The sequence below is a fragment of the Humidisolicoccus flavus genome, from assembly GCF_045689595.1.
Taxonomy (GTDB): Bacteria; Actinomycetota; Actinomycetes; order Actinomycetales; family Microbacteriaceae; genus Humidisolicoccus; species Humidisolicoccus flavus.
Genome location: NZ_CP142724.1, coordinates 229,011 through 249,347 on the forward strand (window position 1 = coordinate 229,011; position 20,337 = coordinate 249,347).

The 20,337-nt window shown below is 61.7% G+C and carries 16 protein-coding genes; 12 read left to right on the forward strand and 4 right to left on the reverse strand.

Annotation, left to right across the window (positions count from 1 at the left end):
* Nucleotides 1-12: 12 nt before the first annotated feature.
* From pyrH to U2H20_RS01115, 7 genes are all read left to right on the forward strand, one after another.
* Nucleotides 13-726 (forward strand): UMP kinase, encoded by a 714-nt coding sequence (pyrH, locus tag U2H20_RS01085; protein WP_430592685.1) that lies wholly within the window; start codon nucleotides 13-15, stop codon nucleotides 724-726.
* Nucleotides 727-773: 47 nt separating this feature from the next.
* Complete coding sequence (frr, locus tag U2H20_RS01090; protein WP_430592686.1) at nucleotides 774-1,328, forward strand: ribosome recycling factor; 555 nt, start codon at nucleotides 774-776, stop codon at nucleotides 1,326-1,328.
* Between the two features lie 11 nt (nucleotides 1,329-1,339).
* Entirely contained in the window at nucleotides 1,340-2,266 is a 927-nt protein-coding gene (locus U2H20_RS01095) for a phosphatidate cytidylyltransferase (RefSeq protein ID WP_430592687.1), read from the forward strand.
* A 162-nt stretch (nucleotides 2,267-2,428) separates the two neighbouring features.
* Complete coding sequence (locus U2H20_RS01100; protein ID WP_430592688.1) at nucleotides 2,429-2,980, forward strand: DivIVA domain-containing protein; 552 nt, start codon at nucleotides 2,429-2,431, stop codon at nucleotides 2,978-2,980.
* A gap of 69 nt (nucleotides 2,981-3,049) precedes the next feature.
* Nucleotides 3,050-3,697, forward strand: a complete 648-nt coding sequence (locus U2H20_RS01105; RefSeq protein WP_430592689.1) for a transglycosylase SLT domain-containing protein — start codon at nucleotides 3,050-3,052, stop codon at nucleotides 3,695-3,697.
* A 130-nt stretch (nucleotides 3,698-3,827) separates the two neighbouring features.
* Entirely contained in the window at nucleotides 3,828-4,112 is a 285-nt protein-coding gene (locus U2H20_RS01110; RefSeq protein WP_430592690.1) for a hypothetical protein, read from the forward strand.
* Nucleotides 4,112-4,828 carry an alpha/beta hydrolase gene (locus U2H20_RS01115; protein WP_430593556.1) on the forward strand — a complete coding sequence of 239 codons (717 nt, stop codon included), beginning with the start codon at nucleotides 4,112-4,114 and terminating at the stop codon, nucleotides 4,826-4,828. The genes U2H20_RS01110 and U2H20_RS01115 overlap by 1 nt, the downstream gene beginning before the upstream one ends.
* 72 nt (nucleotides 4,829-4,900) lie before the next feature.
* Here U2H20_RS01115 and U2H20_RS01120 read toward each other — a convergent pair whose 3' ends face one another.
* A complete protein-coding gene (locus U2H20_RS01120; protein WP_430592691.1) occupies nucleotides 4,901-5,968 on the reverse strand; it encodes an AI-2E family transporter in 1,068 nt (355 codons plus the stop codon).
* A gap of 147 nt (nucleotides 5,969-6,115) precedes the next feature.
* Between U2H20_RS01120 and U2H20_RS01125 the strand changes: the two genes are divergently transcribed.
* Together U2H20_RS01125 and U2H20_RS01130 are read left to right on the forward strand one after the other, a co-directional pair.
* Nucleotides 6,116-8,230: a hypothetical protein gene (locus U2H20_RS01125; protein WP_430592692.1), complete on the forward strand. Its 2,115-nt coding sequence runs from the start codon at nucleotides 6,116-6,118 to the stop codon at nucleotides 8,228-8,230.
* Nucleotides 8,231-8,263: 33 nt separating this feature from the next.
* Nucleotides 8,264-9,226: a tetratricopeptide repeat protein gene (locus U2H20_RS01130; protein ID WP_430592693.1), complete on the forward strand. Its 963-nt coding sequence runs from the start codon at nucleotides 8,264-8,266 to the stop codon at nucleotides 9,224-9,226.
* Nucleotides 9,227-9,301: 75 nt separating this feature from the next.
* On the opposite strand, the gene glgB is transcribed toward U2H20_RS01130, so the two are convergent.
* The 3 genes from glgB to glgX all read right to left on the reverse strand — a co-directional run bounded on the left by glgB (nucleotide 9,302) and on the right by glgX (nucleotide 15,698).
* Nucleotides 9,302-11,458: a 1,4-alpha-glucan branching protein GlgB gene (gene glgB, locus U2H20_RS01135; RefSeq protein ID WP_430592694.1), complete on the reverse strand. Its 2,157-nt coding sequence runs from the start codon at nucleotides 11,456-11,458 to the stop codon at nucleotides 9,302-9,304.
* Complete coding sequence (locus U2H20_RS01140) at nucleotides 11,455-13,461, reverse strand: alpha-1,4-glucan--maltose-1-phosphate maltosyltransferase (RefSeq protein ID WP_430593557.1); 2,007 nt, start codon at nucleotides 13,459-13,461, stop codon at nucleotides 11,455-11,457. Before U2H20_RS01140 ends, glgB begins: the two co-directional genes overlap by 4 nt.
* A 110-nt stretch (nucleotides 13,462-13,571) precedes the next feature.
* Nucleotides 13,572-15,698 (reverse strand): glycogen debranching protein GlgX, encoded by a 2,127-nt coding sequence (glgX, locus tag U2H20_RS01145; RefSeq protein WP_430592695.1) that lies wholly within the window; start codon nucleotides 15,696-15,698, stop codon nucleotides 13,572-13,574.
* A gap of 20 nt (nucleotides 15,699-15,718) precedes the next feature.
* Between glgX and U2H20_RS01150 the strand changes: the two genes are divergently transcribed.
* From U2H20_RS01150 to ligA, 3 genes are read left to right on the forward strand one after another with little or no spacing between them, the layout of a single operon-like run.
* Complete coding sequence (locus U2H20_RS01150; RefSeq protein WP_430593558.1) at nucleotides 15,719-16,849, forward strand: cysteine desulfurase family protein; 1,131 nt, start codon at nucleotides 15,719-15,721, stop codon at nucleotides 16,847-16,849.
* A gap of 57 nt (nucleotides 16,850-16,906) precedes the next feature.
* Nucleotides 16,907-18,010 carry a tRNA 2-thiouridine(34) synthase MnmA gene (gene mnmA, locus U2H20_RS01155; RefSeq protein ID WP_430592696.1) on the forward strand — a complete coding sequence of 368 codons (1,104 nt, stop codon included), beginning with the start codon at nucleotides 16,907-16,909 and terminating at the stop codon, nucleotides 18,008-18,010.
* A 57-nt stretch (nucleotides 18,011-18,067) separates the two neighbouring features.
* A complete protein-coding gene (gene ligA, locus U2H20_RS01160) occupies nucleotides 18,068-20,332 on the forward strand; it encodes an NAD-dependent DNA ligase LigA (RefSeq protein ID WP_430592697.1) in 2,265 nt (754 codons plus the stop codon).
* Nucleotides 20,333-20,337 lie beyond the last annotated feature (5 nt).

Here is a 20,337-nt window from a genome sequence, read left to right on the forward strand (position 1 = left end):
AGGTCAACACCGATGAGCCAAGAGCCACGACGCAGAGTACTTCTCAAACTTTCCGGTGAAGCCTTTGGTGGTGGCGAGGTCGGTGTGAACCCCGACGTCGTAGGTGAAGTCGCACGTCAGATCGCGATCGGTTCAAAAGAAGTCGATGTCGCAGTGGTCGTTGGTGGTGGAAACTTCTTCCGTGGTGCTGAACTCAGCCAACGCGGCATGGATCGCTCCCGTGCGGACTATATCGGCATGCTCGGTACCGTCATGAACGCGCTGGCACTGCAGGATTTCCTCGAGCAAGCCGGCGCGGAAACGCGTGTGCAGTCGGCGATCCAAATGACGCAGGTCGCTGAGCCCTACATTCCGCGCCGCGCGATTCGCCACCTCGAGAAGGGTCGCGTCGTGATCTTCGGCGCCGGCGCTGGAATGCCATACTTCTCGACCGACACCGTCTCGGCGCAGCGTGCGCTCGAAATTGGTGCAGATGAAGTGCTCGTCGCAAAGAACGGTGTGGACGCGGTCTACACGGCTGATCCAAAGCTCGACCCGACAGCAACTCGTATCGACGAGATCAGCTACCAGGACGCCTTGATCCAGGGGTTGAAGCCGGTTGACTCGACCGCCTTCAGCATGTGCATGGACAACGGGATGCCGATGCAGGTCTTCGGAATGCAGGGCGACCAGACCATTACTCGCGCCATTCTTGGCGAACGAATCGGAACGCTGCTTCGCCGCTGAGTCGAACGCTCAGCACGAATAGACTGAACAAGACGAAAGGGTTCGACGTGATTAGCGACGTACTGGCTTCGGCCAAAGAGAAAATGCAGAAGGCAATCGATGTTGCCAAGGAAGACTTCGCAACGGTTCGCACTGGTCGTGCAAATCCGGCGCTGTTCCAAAAGCTGACTGCTGACTACTACGGAACGCCGACGCCGCTGCTGCAGCTCGCCTCGTTCCAGAACCCTGAAGCGCGCACGCTCATCATCACGCCCTTCGACAAGTCCGCACTGAAGGAAATCGAGAAGGCGATCGTCAACGCGCCGAACCTCGGCGCGACACCCACGAACGATGGCAACATCATCCGCGTGACCATGCCGGAGCTCACTGAAGAGCGTCGCAAGGATTACGTCAAGATCGTCCGCACCAAGGGTGAAGACGCAAAGGTCTCGATCCGGAACATCCGTCGTGCCGCGATCACCGACCTCGAGAAGCTGAAGAGCGAAGTCGGTGACGACGAAGTCGCACGCGCCGAGAAAGAAATCGAAGCGGTGACGAAGTCTTCGGTTGAAGGTGTCGATGAGGCCCTGAAGAAGAAAGAAGCCGAACTCCTCGAAATCTGAGTTCGCCGCCAATGACAGATGATGGTGGGCGCAAGGATCTGGACTCCCAGATCCAAGCCCAGATAGCGAACGCGAGAGCGCAGATCGAGGCGACCAACGAGCGCGTCAACGCGCGCGCGGGTCGCAATCTTCCTGTCGCAATCGGAATCGCGTTGGCGCTCGGCGTCGTCTTCCTGCTCAGCCTGATCTGGATCAAGTCGCTGTTCATCCTCGTCGGGATGATCTTCGTCGGGTTCACGCTCTACGAACTCGCGAGCGCGCTACGTTTTGCCGGTCGAGACGTGCCGCGGATCCCGCTCGTGGTCGTCGGAATCGGCGTGATGCCGCTGGCGTACTTTTACGGGGGCGGTGGCCTCTGGCTGGGTGCGCTCGCTGCAATCGTGCTCGTGAGTCTTTGGCGTCTGCTCGAGTCTGCGTTCGTGCCGAGAAGCAGGACATCGGCTCGTGAGGGTCTGCACGATGTCGCGGCCGGCGCCTTTTGTATCGCGTACATTGCGGTGCTCGCGGGATTCCCAGTGTTGCTGACGGCTCGCGAAGGCGGGGAATGGTGGACGCTCTCGTTCATCATCTTGACGACGGTGCTCGATTCTGGTGCGCTCGCATCCGGTGTGCTCTTCGGTAAGACGCCGCTCGCGCCCAGGATCAGTCCCTCGAAAACCATCGAAGGTCTCCTGGGGGCTGCACTGCTCACGACCATCACGGGAGTACTGCTCGCGATCTTCCTGCTCGACCAGCCCTGGTGGGTCGGCGTCATCTTCGGTGTCGCGATCGTCTGCTCAGGGACGATCGGTGATCTCGCCGAGTCGGTCATCAAGCGAGACCTCGGCATCAAGGACATCGGAAGCTTCCTACCCGGCCACGGCGGATTCCTTGACCGTCTCGACTCGGTGATCGTCAGTGGTGTTGTCGCGTATGCGCTGTACGCGGTGTTTGCATAGGGACGGATTTTTGCGTGCGTGATTGCGCTCGAATTTTCCGATTCGTGGAAACTCGACTCGAGCATTGTTCGTTCCCGCATCCTACCGACGGCTGCACGAAAGAATAGGCTTCACCGTCAGGCAATAGGTCTGACGTCGATCGACTTTGTAAGATTGGGTCTCATGAATACAACGTTCCCGCGAGTGCCTCGCACGCAGGTCGGGTATGACATTGAGCAGGTCGAAGACTTCCTCGAAGACGCTCGCCGTGCCTATGCCACAGAGGCGAACACGGCAACCGCGATTGGGTCACAGGAGATCCGTCAGCACAGCTTCGCCATGAAGCGCGGTGGCTATTCGCCCAGTCACGTTGATGCGGCGCTTGAGCGACTCGAAGAAGCATTCGCGGTTCGCGAGCGTGAACGCGGCATTGCCGAGTTCGGTGAAGCAGAGTATTTCGAGCAGATCCGCTCGCATGCTGAAGAGGTACTCGAGCGATTGAAGCGGCCGGAGGGGGAGCGCTTCGAGCGCGTGAGCCGAATGGCGAAGGGCTACGACGCCACAGAGGTCGACACATTCTGTGTCCGGGTCGCCGAGTATCTCGAAGACGGCCCGGAACTCGCTCCAGAGGAGGTTCGGGGCATCACGTTCCAGTCGGTGCGCGGTGGCTACAACGAAGACCAGGTCGACGCCTTGTTCGATAGCGTCGTCTCGCTCATGCTCGCGGTCCGCTAGCAGGCACCGACGAGGAAGTGTCTCGAAAACCGAGACTTCGTTACCATCCCGTGATACAGTCGGGGCACTGTGTTTGGATCAACTGAGTCGCGTTTGAGCGACAAAACCCGTACTCGCACCCGAGGCCTTGTTAGCGTCCTTGCGCTCGCTGCGGCAAGCGCGTTCGTCCTTGTCTCAGTGGTCGACCCGTCGCTCTCGTCCCAGGCAGAAGCTGAAGGGCTGCAGAGCGAGGACATCGCGGCTCAGTCAAGCAACGAGATTGCCGGTACCGCGAGCCCTGTCGATCAGGACGAGTTCGTGGTGATCACCCCGACCCCGACACCCACTCCGACTCCCACCGTCGTGCAGCAGCCTCAGGCAGTTGCAGCGGGTGCGGCGCCGAGCATTCAGATTCCTCAGGTCGCAGCCCCAGATCCTGGCTCCGCGCAATCGGTCGCTGCCGCCATGGTTGCAGCGAAGGGTTGGGGCCCTGAGCAGTACAGCTGCCTCTACAGCCTCTGGCAGAAGGAATCGAACTGGAACGTGTACGCGCAGAACCGCTCCAGCGGTGCCTACGGTATTCCGCAGTCGCTTCCGGGATCGAAAATGGCTACGCACGGCGCTGACTGGCAGACGAACCCTGCCACGCAGATCGCATGGGGACTCGACTACATTGCTGGCCGCTACGGCACCCCATGTGGTGCATGGGGTCACTCTCAGCGAGTCGGCTGGTACTAACCTTTGCCTTTCAACAACCCGCAGCGTTTCGCTGCGGGTTGTTTTTTCGGCGTCCCCTGTGACGCTCGCATCCGCCGATTCGACGCGTTGCTGACGAAAACCGTCATGGCGCGTTCGTAGACTAGGAGTCATGCCTCGCAAATCTCACCAACGTCGCGCACACGAACATGTGCCGCTCGAGGTGGAGCGGATCCTCGGGGGAGCGAAGCGGACTGAGGTGCGCCGGGGGTTCGAATATTTCGTTCAACCCGTCACGAAAGCGCGCGCGCTCAAGGAATACACCTGCCCCGGGTGCTCTGTCACGGTGAAGCCGGGGGTTGCGCACCTCGTGGTGTGGCGTGCGGACAGTATTTTCGGTGACCGTGCGGTCGAGGATCGTCGGCACTGGCATGAGGGATGTTGGAAGGTTGCATGATGGAGATCCGTTCAGGAGCGATGCTTCCCGCTCGGCGTGAAGAAATCGAGCTGCACACAGAAGACGGTTTGACGCTGGTCGGAGAACTCGCGCTTCCGCTCGAAGGCGAACCGAGCGCCGTCATCTTGTGTCTACATCCCTTACCAACACATGGCGGCTTTATGGATTCGCACGTGCTGAAGAAGGCGTCGAATCGTTTGCCCGCCCTTGCTGGAATCGGCGTGCTCCGATTCAACTTCCGGGGCGTGTCTGCGCCGAGGGGGACGAGTGAGGGCGCTTTCGACGGTGGTGTTGGCGAGCGCTTTGATCTCCTCGCTGCCCTGCAGTTTCTTCGCGATCGGGGCCTTCCGACACCATGGTTAATGGGCTGGTCGTTCGGCACGGAAGTGCTGCTCATGCATGCGGCGCACGAGGAGATCGCAGGAGCAATCCTGCTGTCGCCGCCCCTGCACCGTGCGAGCGATGAGCATCTCGTTGCGTGGCACGGCAATCCCGCGCCTTTGGTCGCAGTCGTTCCTGAGTTCGACGACTACTTGCGGCCGGACGCGGCGCGAGAGCGGTTCGCGATTCTGCCTGAGATGCAGATCGTGCCGATTCCGGGCGGTAAGCACCTCTGGGTCGGGGAAACGCAGGTTCGTCAGGTGCTGAACGAGGTCGTGCGATTGGTGAACCCGGAAGCGCTGCCATTGCCGAACGAATGGCACGAGGCCGAATAAGGCTGCGTGCCGCATCGCATACCTGGCTTGAAGCGTTCGGTGTGGACGTGCTCGCTGGTGTGCACCGCGACGCTAGCGAGCGTCTTGCTTCGGCATCACGACTTCACGCAGGATCACTTGCACGGCTGCTGCGAGCGGAATCGCGACGAGGGCTCCGAAGATCCCGAGCAGGGTTCCACCGATCAGAGCGGCAAGCACGACGACCACGCCCGGAATCTTGACCGCGCGTTCCATGATCCGAGGGCTCACGACATACGCTTCGATCTGCATGTAGATCAGGTAGTAGATACCGACGTAGAGGGCGATCTGCGGACCATCGAGCAGCAGGACGAGCAACGTGATCAGAATCGACGCGGTGATCGTACCCACGAGCGGGATCGTGGAGGCGACGAAGGCCATGAACGCATAGACGAGCGCGAGCTTTGCGCCGACGATCGACATGAGCGTGAAGGTCAGCACGCCATTGATGAGTCCCAGCGTGAACTGGCCGGTGACGAAACGCCCGACACTCTTCATGATTTCTTCGGAGATCGCGATGAACTTCGGACGCTTCGACGCGGCGACCAATCGGTACATTCCCGACTTCAGTTGCGGCAGTGAACCGGTGAAGTACATCGTGAGGACGAGCACGATGAAAGCGCCACCGAGTGCGAAGATGCTCGAGCCGACGAAGCCGATGATGTTCTGCACGATGTCGGCAACCCAGGCCGGCAGCTGCGTGTAGCTCGCGGGATCCGTGAGTCCGCTCTGAATCTGGCTGATGGTCTCGTCGACGTCGATACCGGGGAAGGTGGTTTCGATCCAGTTGACGATCTCTTCGAATTTGCCACTGGTGAGCTCATCGACGATCTGCTCGGTGAGCGTGACGAACTGAGCGATCAGCACGGGAACGATAATGAAACCGATGCCCACGAGCGCGCCGAGAATAACGAGGAAGATCGTGAGCACCGCAGCCCAGCGAGGGAACTTCCGACGAATCAAGAACTGCACGACCGGTTCGAGACCGAGCGCGAGGAATATTGCTGCGCCCGCGTAGAGGAGCACGGTCGAGATCTGACCGATCGCCCCGCCGATGGCGAGTGCAAGGAGCACGCCGAGGCCCCCGGTGAGACCAATGGCGAATGCACTATTCCACTTCATTCTGCAGATTCTACGTCCGAAAAAAGGTGAGCGCAGAGCGAAACGGGTGGAAGGTGCTTGGCGTGTCGGGTAATCTGGAGCGTCGTGCGTGTCTGAACGGGCACGCCCCGGCCGCGCCCCCGGGTGCGGGGAAGGATGTAACAGTTCGTGCGATATGCCTTAGCCGCCGTGAGTTTGCTCATTGCCGTCGTTTTTCTCGGTCTCGGGATTGCGCAACGAACCATCTGGGCGCCTCCGACGTCGATCACCGCTCAGGTGCAAGATGCGGTCACTACACCAGTCCTTCTCATTGACGGAAGCGTGCTCAACAGCGAGACGGGCCGTCAATCCATTTCTATTCAGAGCAGTGGACCAATCGCGCTCGTGTACGGTCGCACCCACGACGTGATCGGTTGGGTTGGTTCAGCGAGCTACTCGAACGCGGTGCGAGATGACGAGGGCAACCTCGAACTCGACGTCGTTGAAGGCTCGGAGTCGACTGTCCCGAGCATCATCGGGAGCGATCTTTGGATTGAAAACCACGAGGGGACCGGTGAGCTTCAGATCACCGACCGGATTCCTGCTGGCATCACGGTCGCGATTGTCTCTGACGGGACCGCTCCTGCACCTTCGGACGTCAAAATCACCTGGCCGTTTAGCGGAACGACGCCGCTGTTCGGACCATTTATGACCGCCGGTGCGGTGTTCCTTCTGTTCGCGCTCATGTTCTTCCTGCTCGCCTTGCGAGCACACCGCCGCCGTCGGGGACCGCAGCGTACGGTGTCGCGAGAGCTCTCGAAGAAGAGTCGGTCGAAGGAACTGGCCCGTGCAACCAAACGCGGCCTTCCCGCTCCGGCCAGCACCGAGCAACCAGAGGTTATCGACGCTGGCGTGGCGGAAGTTTCGACATCCTCAGACGCTCAGGCCTCCTCAACTGACGAGGAAATCGTGGATGCGGAAGTCGTCGACGACACACTTGACTCCGACGTCTCGGTTGACGATGCAGACTTCACACACACTGCCGACAGCGCCGACTCCACCGATGGTACGAACGATGGCGAAGCCTCTGACGCAGACGAGAGCGACATAGACAACGACTCGAATCCACCGCACAACTCTGACGGCGCGGGCGTCAGAGGTCGGCTGAATTCACGCGCACAGCGCCGACGCGATCAGAAGAAGGGCGACGACGTGCGTGAACGCCGAGCAACTGCACGCTCGAGGAAACGATTCGGATTCAAGATTGCGATTCCGATGCTGCTGACTGGGCTCGTGCTGAGCGGATGCTCGCCGCAATATTGGCCGCAGCCAGAAGCGAGTGATGCCCCGGTGGTCACGGGCGACACCCCGGAGCCAACCTCGATCGAAGACACCCTGCCCGATCCGGCTGTCACCGCTCGTCAATTCGATCGAATTCTCGAGTCGAGCCGCACAGTCATTACAGATGCTGATGAGGCACTCGACATCGATCTTGCGAGTTCGCGTCTTACCGGAGAGGCACTTGCAACCCGCTACGTCAACTATGGAGTTCGTGGCACTGACGGAGCGATCGCCGCGCTTCCGGGCATTCCTGACGGTGAAGTGAGTCTGCTGCTTCCTCAACAACAGGACGCCTGGCCACGAACGGTGTTCGCGGTGGTTGGATGGCAGGACGATACGCGAACGCCATCGGCGATGATGTTCGTTCAATCGAACGCTCGCGAAAACTACAAGATCACCTCGATGTTCGAGCTCGTACCCGGGTCGACGATCCCCGAGGTCGCAAGTGCCGAGATCGGCGCTGTCGCTCTGCCTCCGTCGACTCCGCTCCTGAAGTTCACGCCCGATTCGATCGCCCCCGCATACGCGGATGTGCTGCTGAACGGGGATGCGAGCGAATCAACGTCGATGTTCGATCTCGAAGGCGACGCGCTCAACGAGAGCATCGGGAAGGCGGCAAAGGATGCGCAAGTCGAGTCCTTGCCGACCGCCTCGATTGAGTTCACGAACGGTATCCCCGAGGACGCGCAGACGACGACCCTCATCACGGTCGATCAGGGAGCGATCGTTGGAACTTACTTCACGGAGAGCACGACGATTCGCCCTTCCGAAGAGGGAGCGAAGATCCAGGCCGCAGGACAGGTGCAGGTGCTGCTCGGGAAATCTGAGAGCGAGACCGGCATCACGACCACCTATGGCATCGGAGCGCTGTACTACGTCCCGAGCGCCGATGCTGGCGAGAACGCACAAGTGCAGTTGCTCGGATACTCACGCGCGATCCTGAGTGCCGCTGAAGTCGAATAAACCCATTCCACGAACAACGAGGAACGAGGACTCATGACGAATACACCACCACTGAACCCTGCTGCGCTTCGCGGCGCAGTCGACCTCTCGGTGCTCAAGAATCGGGCGGACCAGGCTGCCGCGCCGCAGGGCGCTCAGGGGCAGGCGCAGGCTCCTGAGGGTGCCTCGCAGGCCGTTGTCAACGGTACCGACCAGAATTTCGAGCAACTGGTCGAACTGTCGAGCCAAGTTCCCGTGCTCGTTGAGCTGTGGTCGCCGAGGAGTGAGGCCTCGACGCAGCTCGGGCCGCAACTGATTGCAGCCGTCGCAGGACTTGCGGGCAAGATGGTGCTCGCACGCGTCAATATCGATGAGAACCCAGGCCTCCAGCAAGCGTTTCAAGCGCGCAACATCCCGACTGTCGCGGCGCTGATCGGTGGTCGTCCCGCGTCATTGTTCGAAGGGCTCATCCCTGAGGAAGAGCTAGGTTCGGTACTGGAGCAGGTGCTCCAATTCGCGCAGCAGCAGGGCGTGACCGGCAGCGTCCCGGTTGGAGCGACCGGTGACGCAGCAGCGCAGAGCGAGGAGCCAGCGGAACAGCCGCTTCCGCCACTGCATCAGGAAGCGTACGACGCAATCGAACGACGCGATTTCGATACGGCGATCAAGGCGTATGAGAAAGCACTAGGAGAAAACCCCCGCGACGCTGATGCGATCGCCGGGCTCGCCCAAGTCCGGTTGCTCTCGCGACTCGACGGGACGACCGCTGAAGCGCTCCGTTCGAATGCGGCCGCTGATCTCAAGGACATCGACGCGCAACTTGCCGTTGCCGACCTCGATCTTTCGGGCGGCCACGTCGAAGACGCCTTCTTGCGGTTGCTCGACGCATTTCTCCCGGCCGATGCTGCGGGGCGCGACGCGATCCGTAAGCGTCTGCTCGACTACTTCGAAATCGTCGGAACGAGCGACGAGCGAGTTGTTCGTGCGCGGCGTCAGCTCACCACGCTGTTGTACTAGGCGGCCGCTTCCCTGTACCTGCGTCGTCTGAACCATTGATCGCCGTGGCAGTTCTTCTGCCACGGCGATCAGTCGTTACTCGGGTGATTCGAGCCGGAAGTACACGGCACCAAGTGGTGGCACGGTGACGCTGGCGTGAGCACCTGCGCCGTGCACGGCGGGTTCGGCGGTGACAGAACCGAGGTTGCCGACACCGGAGCCACCGAACTCCGCAGCGTCAGAGTTGAGGATCTCTTTCCAGACGCCCGGTGAGGGGAGTGTCAGTGCATAGTGGTCAACTGGCACTCCCGAGAAATTGTGCACTGCTGCGACACTGTTGCCTTCGTGGTCACGTCGTAAGAACGCGACCACCGACTCGTTGTCGTTCCCGCCGTCGATCCACTCGAAGCCGCCCTGCTCGTTATCGCGGGACCAGAGCGCAGCGTTGTCTCGATAGACGCGATTTAGCGCGGCAACGAACCGTTGCAGCCCTTGGTGGAGGGGCTGGTCGAGAATCCACCAATCGAGCGATCTGGATTCACTCCATTCGCTCAGCTGCCCGAACTCCTGGCCCATGAACAGCAACTGTTTTCCGGGGTGCGCCCACATGAACGCAAGGTAGCCGCGAACATTCGCAAGTTTTTGCCAATGGTCTCCGGGCATCTTGCCAACGAGGGAGCCCTTTCCGTGCACGACCTCGTCGTGGCTGATCGGGAGCACGAAGTTCTCACTGAAGGCGTAAATGAAGGAAAAGGTGATTTCGCCGCGGTGGTGCGATCGATACATCGGATCCACCTGCATGTAGCGGAGGGTGTCGTTCATCCACCCCATGTTCCATTTTGCGCCGAAACCGATACCGTTCGCGGAGGTCGGGCGGGTGATCCCATCCCAGCTGGTCGATTCCTCGGCGATCATGATCGCACCGGGGCACCGTTTGTACACGGTCGCGTTGACTTCTTGGAGGAGCGCGATCGCTTCGAGATTTTCCCGACCACCATGCTCGTTCGGTTCCCACTGGCCCGCTTCACGCGAATAATCGAGATAGAGCATCGAGGCCACAGCGTCGACGCGAAGCCCGTCGACGTGGAATTCCTCAAACCAGTACACGGCGTTTGCGACGAGGAAATTACGAACTTGGCTGTTGCCGAAGTCGAAAACCAGAGTGCCCCAGTCTTTCTGCTCGCCTCGGCGAGGGTCGCCGTGCTCGTACAGCGTGTGCCCGTCGAAGTTGGCGAGGGCCCACTCGTCCTTCGGGAAGTGTGCCGGCACCCAGTCGACGATGACGCCGATGCCGGCGCCGTGAAGACGGTCGATGAGGTATTTCAGATCATCCGGGTGACCGTAGCGAGCGGTCGGGGCGAAGTAGCCCGTGACCTGGTATCCCCATGAGCCTCCGAACGGGTGCTCGGCAAGCGGCATGAATTCGACGTGCGTGAATCCGAGTTCGTGGATGTAGGCGATCAGTGGGTCGGCCATCTCTCGGTAGGAGAGGCCTGGCCGCCACGAGCCGAAGTGGAGTTCGTAGATACTCATGGCGCTGTTATGCGGATCGCGGTTCGCGCGAGCACTCATCCAGGAGTCATCGCTCCAGGAGTACTGGCTTTCCCCGACTTTTGATGCTGATGCGGGGGGAATCTCGGTATAGCGCGCCATCGGGTCGGCTCGGGTGACCCAGCCGGTATCCGTGAGGAGTTCGAACTTATAGGCGCTCCCAGCACTCAGCGCGGGAATAAAGAGCTCCCAGACGCTCGACCCTTCGAGGCGTCGCATCGCTGAGCCAATGCCGTTCCAACCGTTGAAGTCGCCGATAACTCGGACAGCGTGCGCATGGGGAGCCCAGACAGTGAACGAGGTGCCGAGAACACCCTCGTGCTCACGCAGATGCGCGCCGAGCGCCTGCCACAGTTGCTCGTGCCGGCCCTCGCCCCAGAGGAAGAGGTCGAGTTCCCCGATCGTCGGAGTGAACCGATATGGATCCTCCGCCACCCAATCGGGCGCTCCGTTATACGAGGTGTGCACCGTGTAGGCCTGGATCGCGCCCTCGGTCTCGCCCTGCCAGATCCCGAATCCGAGGTGCTCGAGTGCTGTCGCAGTGTGCGCGTATGTGATCGTGACTGATTCAGCGAGCGGGCGGAGCACTCGCACGAGATGACCGTTCTCGGTCTCGTGAGCTCCGAGCACGTCGTGCGGTCGCGCATCCGAGCCGTTCGCGATCCGTTCGAGGAGCGCCGCGTCGAGATGGGGAGCGGTCATGACTGATTCCGATCTGCTGATTGTGAAGCGATGACCAGAATGTGGACGGGCTCGACGAAGGGATCGAGCCGAACATAGTTGTCGGCGCCCCACTCCCACCGCGCACCCGTGACGAGGTCGCGAACAGTGAACCGCTCGTCAGCAGATTTGCCGATGGCGTCGAGATCGAGGTGCACCATCGACTCGCGGACGCTGTGCGGGTCCGTGTTCACCACGACGAGCACGGTGTCTGCCTTGCCACTGCGCGTGAACTTGCCCTCGAGGTGCTTCGAGAACACGAGGATCGCATCGTCGTCGCTCTCGTGCACAGTGAGGCCGCGAAGTTGGCGGACTGCCGCGTGGTCACTTCTGACCCGATTGAGCATCGTGATGTACGGAGCGAGGGTGGTGCCGAGTCGACCAGCCTTCGCCCAATCGCGGGCCTTGTATTCGTACTTCTCGTTGTCGATGTTCTCTTCGCTGCCCGGACGTGCGACGTCTTCCTGCAATTCGAACCCGGCGTACATTCCCCAGCTCGGTGAGCCGAGCGCGGCGAGCGTTGCGCGGATCTTGTAGGCGGGAGCGCCTCCGAACTGCAGGTATTCGGTCAGGATGTCAGGGGTGTTGACCCAGAAGTTCGGGCGGAACCAGGCTGCGGTTTCGTCACTGACCTCCTGGAGATATTCAGCGAGTTCCTGTTTCGTGTTTCGCCAGGTGAAGTACGTGTACGACTGCTGGAATCCAGCGCCCGCGAGCGTCTGCATCATCGCGGGGCGAGTGAACGCCTCGGCCAGGAACACGATGTCGGGGAACTCGGCATTGATTTCCCGGATCACCCATTCCCAGAACCAGACCGGCTTCGTATGCGGATTGTCGACGCGGAACAGCGTGACGCCGCAGGCGATCCAATGGCGCAGAATACGCAAGGTTTCGGCGCAGATTCCGTCCGGATCGTTGTCGAAATTGATGGGGTAGATGTCCTGGTACTTCTTCGGCGGATTCTCCGCGTACGCGATCGTGCCGTCTGGCAGTTGCGTGAACCACTCGGGGTGTTCCTTCACCCAGGGGTGATCGGGTGCTGCCTGGAGCGCGAAGTCGATCGCGACTTCGAGTCCTTGCGTTTTTGCCGCCGCAACGAACTTCTTGAAATCCTCGAGCGTGCCGAGGTCTGGATGAATTGTGTCGTGTCCGCCGTGACGAGAGCCGATCGCCCAGGGCGAACCGGGATCTTCGGGCCCGGGGGTCAGCGTGTTGTTCGGTCCCTTCCGGTTGACTTCGCCAATCGGGTGGATCGGAGGCAGGTACAGGATGTCGAATCCCATGGCGGCGACACCGCCGAGGCGAGCAGTCGCAGTGGCGAAGGTGCCCGAGACCCAACGTCCGTCCGGCAACTGCTTCGCGCCCTCTGAACGCGGGAAGAATTCGTACCAGGCACCGACGCCGGCTCTCGTCCGCTCGACCTTGAGGGAGAGCTGCCGGGAGCGGGTGATGAGCGAGCGCGGCGGGTTTTCGGAGACGGCCTGTTGCACGCGGGGCTCCAGGACGCTCTTCCATCGAGCTTCGGCGGGCAGCGTGCGGGACGTGAGTTTGCGCGCGGTTTCACGCAGCACGCGGGCGCGTGGTCGGTCGCCGGCACTGCGGAGAAGGAGTTCGGCACCGAGTGTGAACATCAACTCAACGTCGACACCCGCTCCGATCTTGATTTCTGCGTTGTGCATCCACGTTGCCCACTCGTCGGACCAGGCTTCGATGTGCCAATGCCACATTCCCTGGTCGAGCACGGCGCTCTTCGCTTCGAAACGATCTGTGCCGGCACCGATCGAGACCATCGGAACGCGCGTGACTTCGCCGCTTGGAGACTGCAGCACCGCAGCCGACGCGATGAGGTCGTGACCCTCGCGAAAGATCGTTGCCTGAAATGGAATGACGTCACCGACGACCGCCTTCGCAGGCCAGAAGTCGTCCGGCTGTACCGGGCTCAATCCGCGAATAGGAATTCGACCAATGTGCACATCGTTTTTCATAGCCACGATGTAACGCTACCGTTCAGCGCCACCAATGTCGCTCGCCACTGCGAAGAGTGAACGTGGGAGCTCGACGCAGGCGCTGTCGTGATTCTGTGCGGCGCGAGGGATCACGAATCGCTGGGAGCAGATGGGGCAGAGGGGACGGAACGTTCTCGCTCGACATGGAGCGTCGGTTCGGGAATGCCGTCCTCTGGGAGCCCATCGCAGCGGTAGACACGCATACTCATCGCCGCGATCGGCACGGTTTCTCCAGGCTCCCGCACGACCGCTTCGTAGTAATCGCCCGCCGAATCCCACAACAGCGTGAACCGGGTGATGCCGTCGTGCTTGGGCAGGGTGATCGAGCTGGCAGCAGTATTGCCGTGCGAGACCACGAGCACGCGTGAGAACGGCTCATCGACAGGCGTCGAGGCGGCGAGGTATTGCAATGTCCGCTCGGTCGAGTCGTTCCAGTCGTCGATCGACATCGGCTCGCCCTGCGCATTGAACCAGTCCATGTGCGTCGACCCTGCGACGCGCTCGCCGTCGACTCCGTACTCGAGCGGTCGAAGTGCCGGGTTTGCTCGGCGCAGTCGGATGAGGCGCTTGGTTTGCTCGAGGAACTCGTCCTGCCAGGGAAGTCGTTGCCAAGGCATCCAGGTGAGTTCTGAATCCTGGCAGTAAGGATTGTTGTTTCCGCGCTGCGTCCGACCGAACTCATCGCCGGCTGTCATCATCGGGACGCCTGCCGAGGTCAAGAGCGTGCCGAGCACGTTTCGCATCGACTTTCGACGGTCGAGCTGAATCGTACGGTCTTCCGTGCGGCCCTCGACCCCGTGATTGAAGGAGCGGTTGTTGTCCGTTCCGTCGCGATTGTCTTCGCCGTTGTCCTCGTTGTGCTTGGAGTTGTACCTCGTGAGGTCGGTGAGCGTGAATCCGTCATGGGCGGTGACGAAGTTGACGCTCGCGAGCGGGCCGCGCTCGCGAGAGAACGTGCCCGCTGATCCCGCCAGCGAATGTGCGAGTCCACCGATGCCGACCTGGCCTGAACCACCCGCGCGCTGCTCACCGTAATCGCTGAGCCAGAACGTGCGGACGCGGTCGCGGTACCCGTCGTTCCACTCACTCCAGCCCTCACCGAATCCGCCGACCTGCCAGCCGCCGAGACCGACGTCCCATGGTTCGGCGATCATCTTCACGCCGCTCAGGGCGGGGGAGTTCACGATTTGACGGAGGAGTGGGTGCTCAGGGTCCCAGGTCGCGAACTCGTCTCTGCCGAGTGCGACGGCGAGATCGAAGCGGAATCCATCGATTTGCACCTCGTTTGCCCAATAGTCGAGGCTCGCAAGCACGAGTTGCTGCACTGATGCCCGAGAGAAATCGAGCGTGTTGCCGCAGCCGGTGACGTCGATGTAGGAGCCGTCCTCCTGCTGGCGGTAGTACGAACTGTTGTCGATGAGCCGAAAACTCGAGGCGGGCCCGCCCCGACCCTCTTCGGCGGTGTGGTTGTAGACGACGTCGAGGATGACCTCGATGCCTGCGCGGTGCATCGCTTGCACCATCGATTTGAACTCGCGGAGCACGGCATCTGGTCCGTTTTCGCGAGCCTCTTGCGAGGCGTAGGCGGCGTGCGGCGCAAAGTAGCTGAGGGTGTTGTAGCCCCAGTAGTTGATCTTGTCGGCGTCGTGGAGCCATTGCTCACTCACGAACTGATGCACCGGCAGGAGCTCGATCGCCGTGATCCCGAGGGAGAGTAGGTAATCGATCGTGGACTCGTGGGCGAGTCCTGCGTACGTGCCTCGCAGTGGCTTGGGAATGCGCTTGTTGAGCTTCGTGAAGCCCTTGACGTGCAATTCGTAGATCACCGAACTTCCGAGCGAGTGATTCGGTTTTGCGACGCCGTCCCAATCAAAGGCGGTGTCAACAATGGTGCTCCGCCACTTGCCGCTCGGGCTTTTGATGAGTCCTCGAGCGTATGGGTCGAGCGCATGGCGGTCGGGATCGAAGGCGTGCCGCTCTCCGTGGGGACCCTCAACACCGAAGCCGTACACCGCACCTGGCTGGAGTGCATCGTGGGTGACAATCCACGTTCCGCCGTCACGCTCGGACATGGGAATTCGCTCGACGACGACGTCTGGATTCTCGCGATCGAACAAGCGGAGTTCGACTGCGGTCGCGGTCGCTGACCAGAGGTGGAGTTGCGGCCCGGATTCGGTCATCCGCAGCCAGGATTCTTCGGCGGAGACTTGGTGCACCTGTCTAGAGTAAATGAGTGATGACCTATCTTGATCACGCCGCGACCACTCCGCTGCGTTCTGTTGTGCGAGACGCCGTCGTAGAAGCGTGGGAGATCGGCGGAAATCCGGCCTCGACCCATCGTGCCGGGCAACTCGCGAACGCGATGCTGGAGCAGGGGCGTGAGCGAGTGGCGGCAGCGCTCGGAGCGCACCCGACCGAGGTCGTGTTCACCTCTGGTGGCACGGAGTCGATCAATCTCGCGATCAAGGGCTTCTGGTGGTCCCGAAAGCGTCCGCGCATTGTGGTGCCCGAGGCTGAGCACCACGCGACGCTCGACACGGTGCTGTGGCTCGAGCAGCAGGGGGCACAGCTCTCCTGGGTGCCTGTCGATTCGCTCGGTCGCATCGACGTGGAAGCCTTCGAGCGCGCACTCGGCCCGGATGTTGCAGTCGCGACCGCGCTCGCAGCGAACAATGAGGTCGGGACGCTGCAACCTATTGAGCAGCTCGCAGCTCTTGCGAAGGACGCGGCCGTGCCATTGCATCTCGATGCCGTCGGTACGTTCGGGCACGTTCCGATCGATTTTCGCGCGATCGGTGCAGCAGCAATGAGCGTCACGGCCCACAAGCTCGGGGGACCGGTCGGCGTGGGCGCCCTCGTCATCGCGCGCGAACACGCACCGCAGGCACTGATTCACGGGGGTGGCCAACAGCGAGCGCTTCGCAGCGGAACCGGCGATGTCGTTGGTGCGCATGCCTTCGGCGTCGCTGCCGAGGAGGCGGTGGCCGAGCTCTCGGTGGAATCTGAACGGCTCGCAGGTTTCCGTGAGCTCGTGCATGCTGCGGTCGAGCCGATCGAGGGGGTACGCGTTCGAGGTGACCGAGTCGATCGACTCCCTGGGACCGTGCACTTCACGGTCGAGGGAGTAGACGGGGAGTCCTTGCAATTCCTTCTCGATGAAGCAGGATTCCAGGTTTCGACCGGATCCGCCTGCACTGCCGGCGTGGCGCAGGAGTCGCACGTGCTGCGTGCCATGGGCGTGTTCGATGACACGCAGGAACGAATCGGTGCGCTCCGCATCACACTCGGTCACACCACGACACGAGCTGAGATCGATGCGCTTCTCGCAGTCTTGCCGAAGTCGATCGCGCAGGCCCGCACCGCGTAGGCGCTGCGATCCGAGGCGCCCTTTTCGAAGTCGGAGGGCCTTGATAGAATCGTGCAAATGAAGATTCTTGCGGCAATGAGCGGTGGCGTTGATTCTGCGGTGGCCGCAGCGCGAGCCGTCGATGAAGGCCATGAAGTCGTTGCGGTGCACTTGGCGTTGAGCCGAATGCCCGGAACGCTCCGAACCGGAGCACGAGGCTGCTGCACGATCGAAGACTCCATGGACGCGCGCCGGGTTGCGGGCCAGCTCGGCATCCCCTTCTATGTGTGGGACTTCTCCGAGCGATTCACCGCAGATGTCGTTGACGACTTCCTCTCCGAATACCAAGCAGGCCGCACGCCCAACCCGTGTCTTCGCTGCAACGAGAAGATCAAGTTCGAAGCACTGCTCGATCGTGCGATCGGTCTTGGCTTCGACAAGGTCGTCACCGGCCACTACGCCGATGTCGTCTCCGGACCGGACGGCCCTGAACTCCATCGCGCCGCGACCTGGACCAAGGACCAGTCCTATGTGCTCGGCGTCTTGAACTCCTGGCAACTCGAGCACTGCATGTTCCCACTCGGCACGACGCCCTCCAAAGAACTCGTTCGCGCCGAGGCCGAGGAGCGCGGCTTCCTGCTCGCGAAGAAGCCGGACAGCCACGACATTTGCTTTATTCCAGACGGCGACACCCGCGGATTCCTTGAGAGCAAGCTCGGCGCAGCGCCGGGCGACGTCGTTGAACGTGACGGCACCAAGGTCGGTTCGCACGACGGTGCGCACGGGTACACCGTTGGTCAGCGCCGCGGACTCCGGATCGGAACGCCCGCGCCGGATGGTCGACCGCGATTCGTACTCGAGGTCCGACCGGTGTCTCGTGAAGTTGTCGTAGGGCCAAAGGAGGCGCTCGCGATCGCGCAGATCGCCGGTACGCGGATGTCCTGGGCTGGCACCCCGCCGACCGAGCTCAACGAAGGGATCGACTGCGAGGTGCAGATTCGTGCCCACGCCGATCCTGTTCCCGCCCACGCCGTGCTCGAGGGCGACGAACTCGTGATCACGCCGAACGAGGCGCTCGTTGGCGTTGCGACCGGGCAGTCTGCAGTGATCTATGTCGGCACGCGCGTGCTCGGCCAGTGCACGATCGACCGCACGGTGAGTGCTGCACCACAACCCGCGTAGGCAGTGTCGGTCGTTCCAGAGACACTGGGGGAGTCAACGAAGGAGCGTGGAGTCAGCATGAGCGAACTGCAACGAGCGAGTGATCGGGCGTCCGAACTCCGCAGTGCAATCGAACAAGCTCGGGTCGATTATTACGAGCGCGAAGCGCAGGTGCTGAGCGATGCGGACTACGATTCGAAAATTCACGAGCTCGAAGCGCTTGAACGCGAATTCCCGGAACTTCAGAGTGAAGATTCGCCGACGCAAAGCGTCGGTGGTCAAGCCTCCGTGCTCTTCTCCCCGGTCGCTCACGCTGAACGCATGTTGAGTCTCGACAATGTGTTCGATCTCGACGAGCTTCGCGAGTGGGCGGCGAAGGCGCAATCCCTCGCGGGCAAGAGCGAGATCGCTTGGCTCTGCGAATTGAAGATCGACGGTCTCGCGCTGAACCTCAGGTACGAGCACGGGATCCTCGTGAGCGCCGCGACCCGCGGCGACGGCCGAACCGGTGAAGACGTCACCGAGAACGCGACGTTGATCCCCGGAATTCCAAAGCAGCTTGCGGGAACCGGGCACCCTTCGATCGTTGAAGTACGTGGCGAGGTCTACTTCACCGTCGAAGCATTCCGTGCGTTGAATGCAAAGCAGGTCGAGGCAGGGGAGCGCGAATTCGCGAATCCGAGAAACGCCGCGAGTGGGTCCCTGCGCCAGAAGGCGCAGGGGAAGAAGGCCGCAGCGAAGGCGCTCATGCACGATCGGCTCAAGGCACTGAGCCTTGCGGTGCACGGCATCGGCGCCTGGGAGAATCCGCCTGTGGCTTCGCAGAGCGAGGTGTACGCGCTCCTGAAAACCTGGGGTCTCCCGATCAGCACGACCTTTTCGGTGGTGTCCTCCGTTGATGAAGTCGTGGCCTATGTCGAGCGCTACGGCCGTGAGCGTCAGACGGTCGCACACGAAATCGATGGCGTCGTTGTCAAGGTCGACGACCTCGCACTCCACGACGAACTCGGTGCGACCAGCCGTGCTCCCCGGTGGGCGATTGCATTCAAATATCCGCCAGAACAGGTCAATACGAAACTGCTCGACATCGTTGTCGGCGTTGGGCGTACCGGTCGGGCAACTCCGTACGGAGTCATGGAACCGGTCAAGGTCGCAGGAAGCGTGGTTCGGCAGGCCACACTGCACAACCAAGACGTCGTACGTTCGAAAGGTGTCCTGATCGGAGACACGATCGTGCTGCGAAAAGCGGGCGACGTGATCCCTGAAATCCTTGGCCCGGTCCCAGAGTTGCGAGACGGCACGGAACGCGCGTTCGAGATGCCGAAGCACTGTCCCGAATGTGGGAGCGAACTTCGAGCAATGAAAGAGGGCGACATCGATCTGCGATGCCCGAACGCGCAGACCTGTCCCGCCCAGGTACGCGGGCGGGTCGAACACATCGGGAGTCGTGGTGGCCTCGACATCGAGGCGCTCGGAGAGGTGACCGCGGCCGCATTGACGCAGCCGAAATTCCCGGCCGAGCCGCCCTTGACCACCGAGGCCGCGCTCTTCGAGCTCACCCTCGACGACCTCATGCCGATCGAAGTGGTCGTGAAAGACGCCGAAACCGGTATCGAAGTGCCAGACGACGACGGCGAGGGCCGGATCCGGACCCCATTCCGTCGAACGACTCTCGTCTACCCACCCGAAGCCGAGGGCCTCACTGCCGCAGAACGTCGTCAGCAGAAGATCACGAAAAATCACCCGCAGGTCGCACCGAGTGCAAACGCACTCAAATTGATCGAGGAACTCGAGCTCGGGAAGACGAAGGACCTTTGGCGTCAACTCGTGTCGCTGAACATCCGGCATGTCGGTCCGGTTGCAGCCCGGGCACTCGCTGACTGGTTCGGCTCGCTTGACGCAATCCGTGCCGCGAGCAGGGAAGAGCTCGCAGAGGTCGAAGGCGTCGGCGGCATCATCGCCGACTCCCTGCTCGAATGGTTCGAGGTCGATTGGCACCAGGAGATTCTCGAGCGGTGGCGGGCGGCAGGGGTCTCCTTCGCGATCCCGGGTCACGCAGGACCGGGAACACAGCGCGACACCGAAGGAGTGCTGCAGGGGCTCACGATCGTGGCGACAGGAGCACTCGACGGTTTCACTCGCGACGGAGCAAAAGAGGCGATCATCGCCGCCGGAGGAAAAGCAGCATCGAGCGTCTCGAAGAAGACGGACTTCGTCGCAGCAGGACCCGGAGCCGGGTCGAAGTTGCAGAAAGCAGAAGACCTCGGGATCCGCGTGCTCGATGCCGGCGAGTTCGCGATTCTGGTGACCGACGGGCCCGACGCGCTCCCGACGAGCGCCTGAACCCT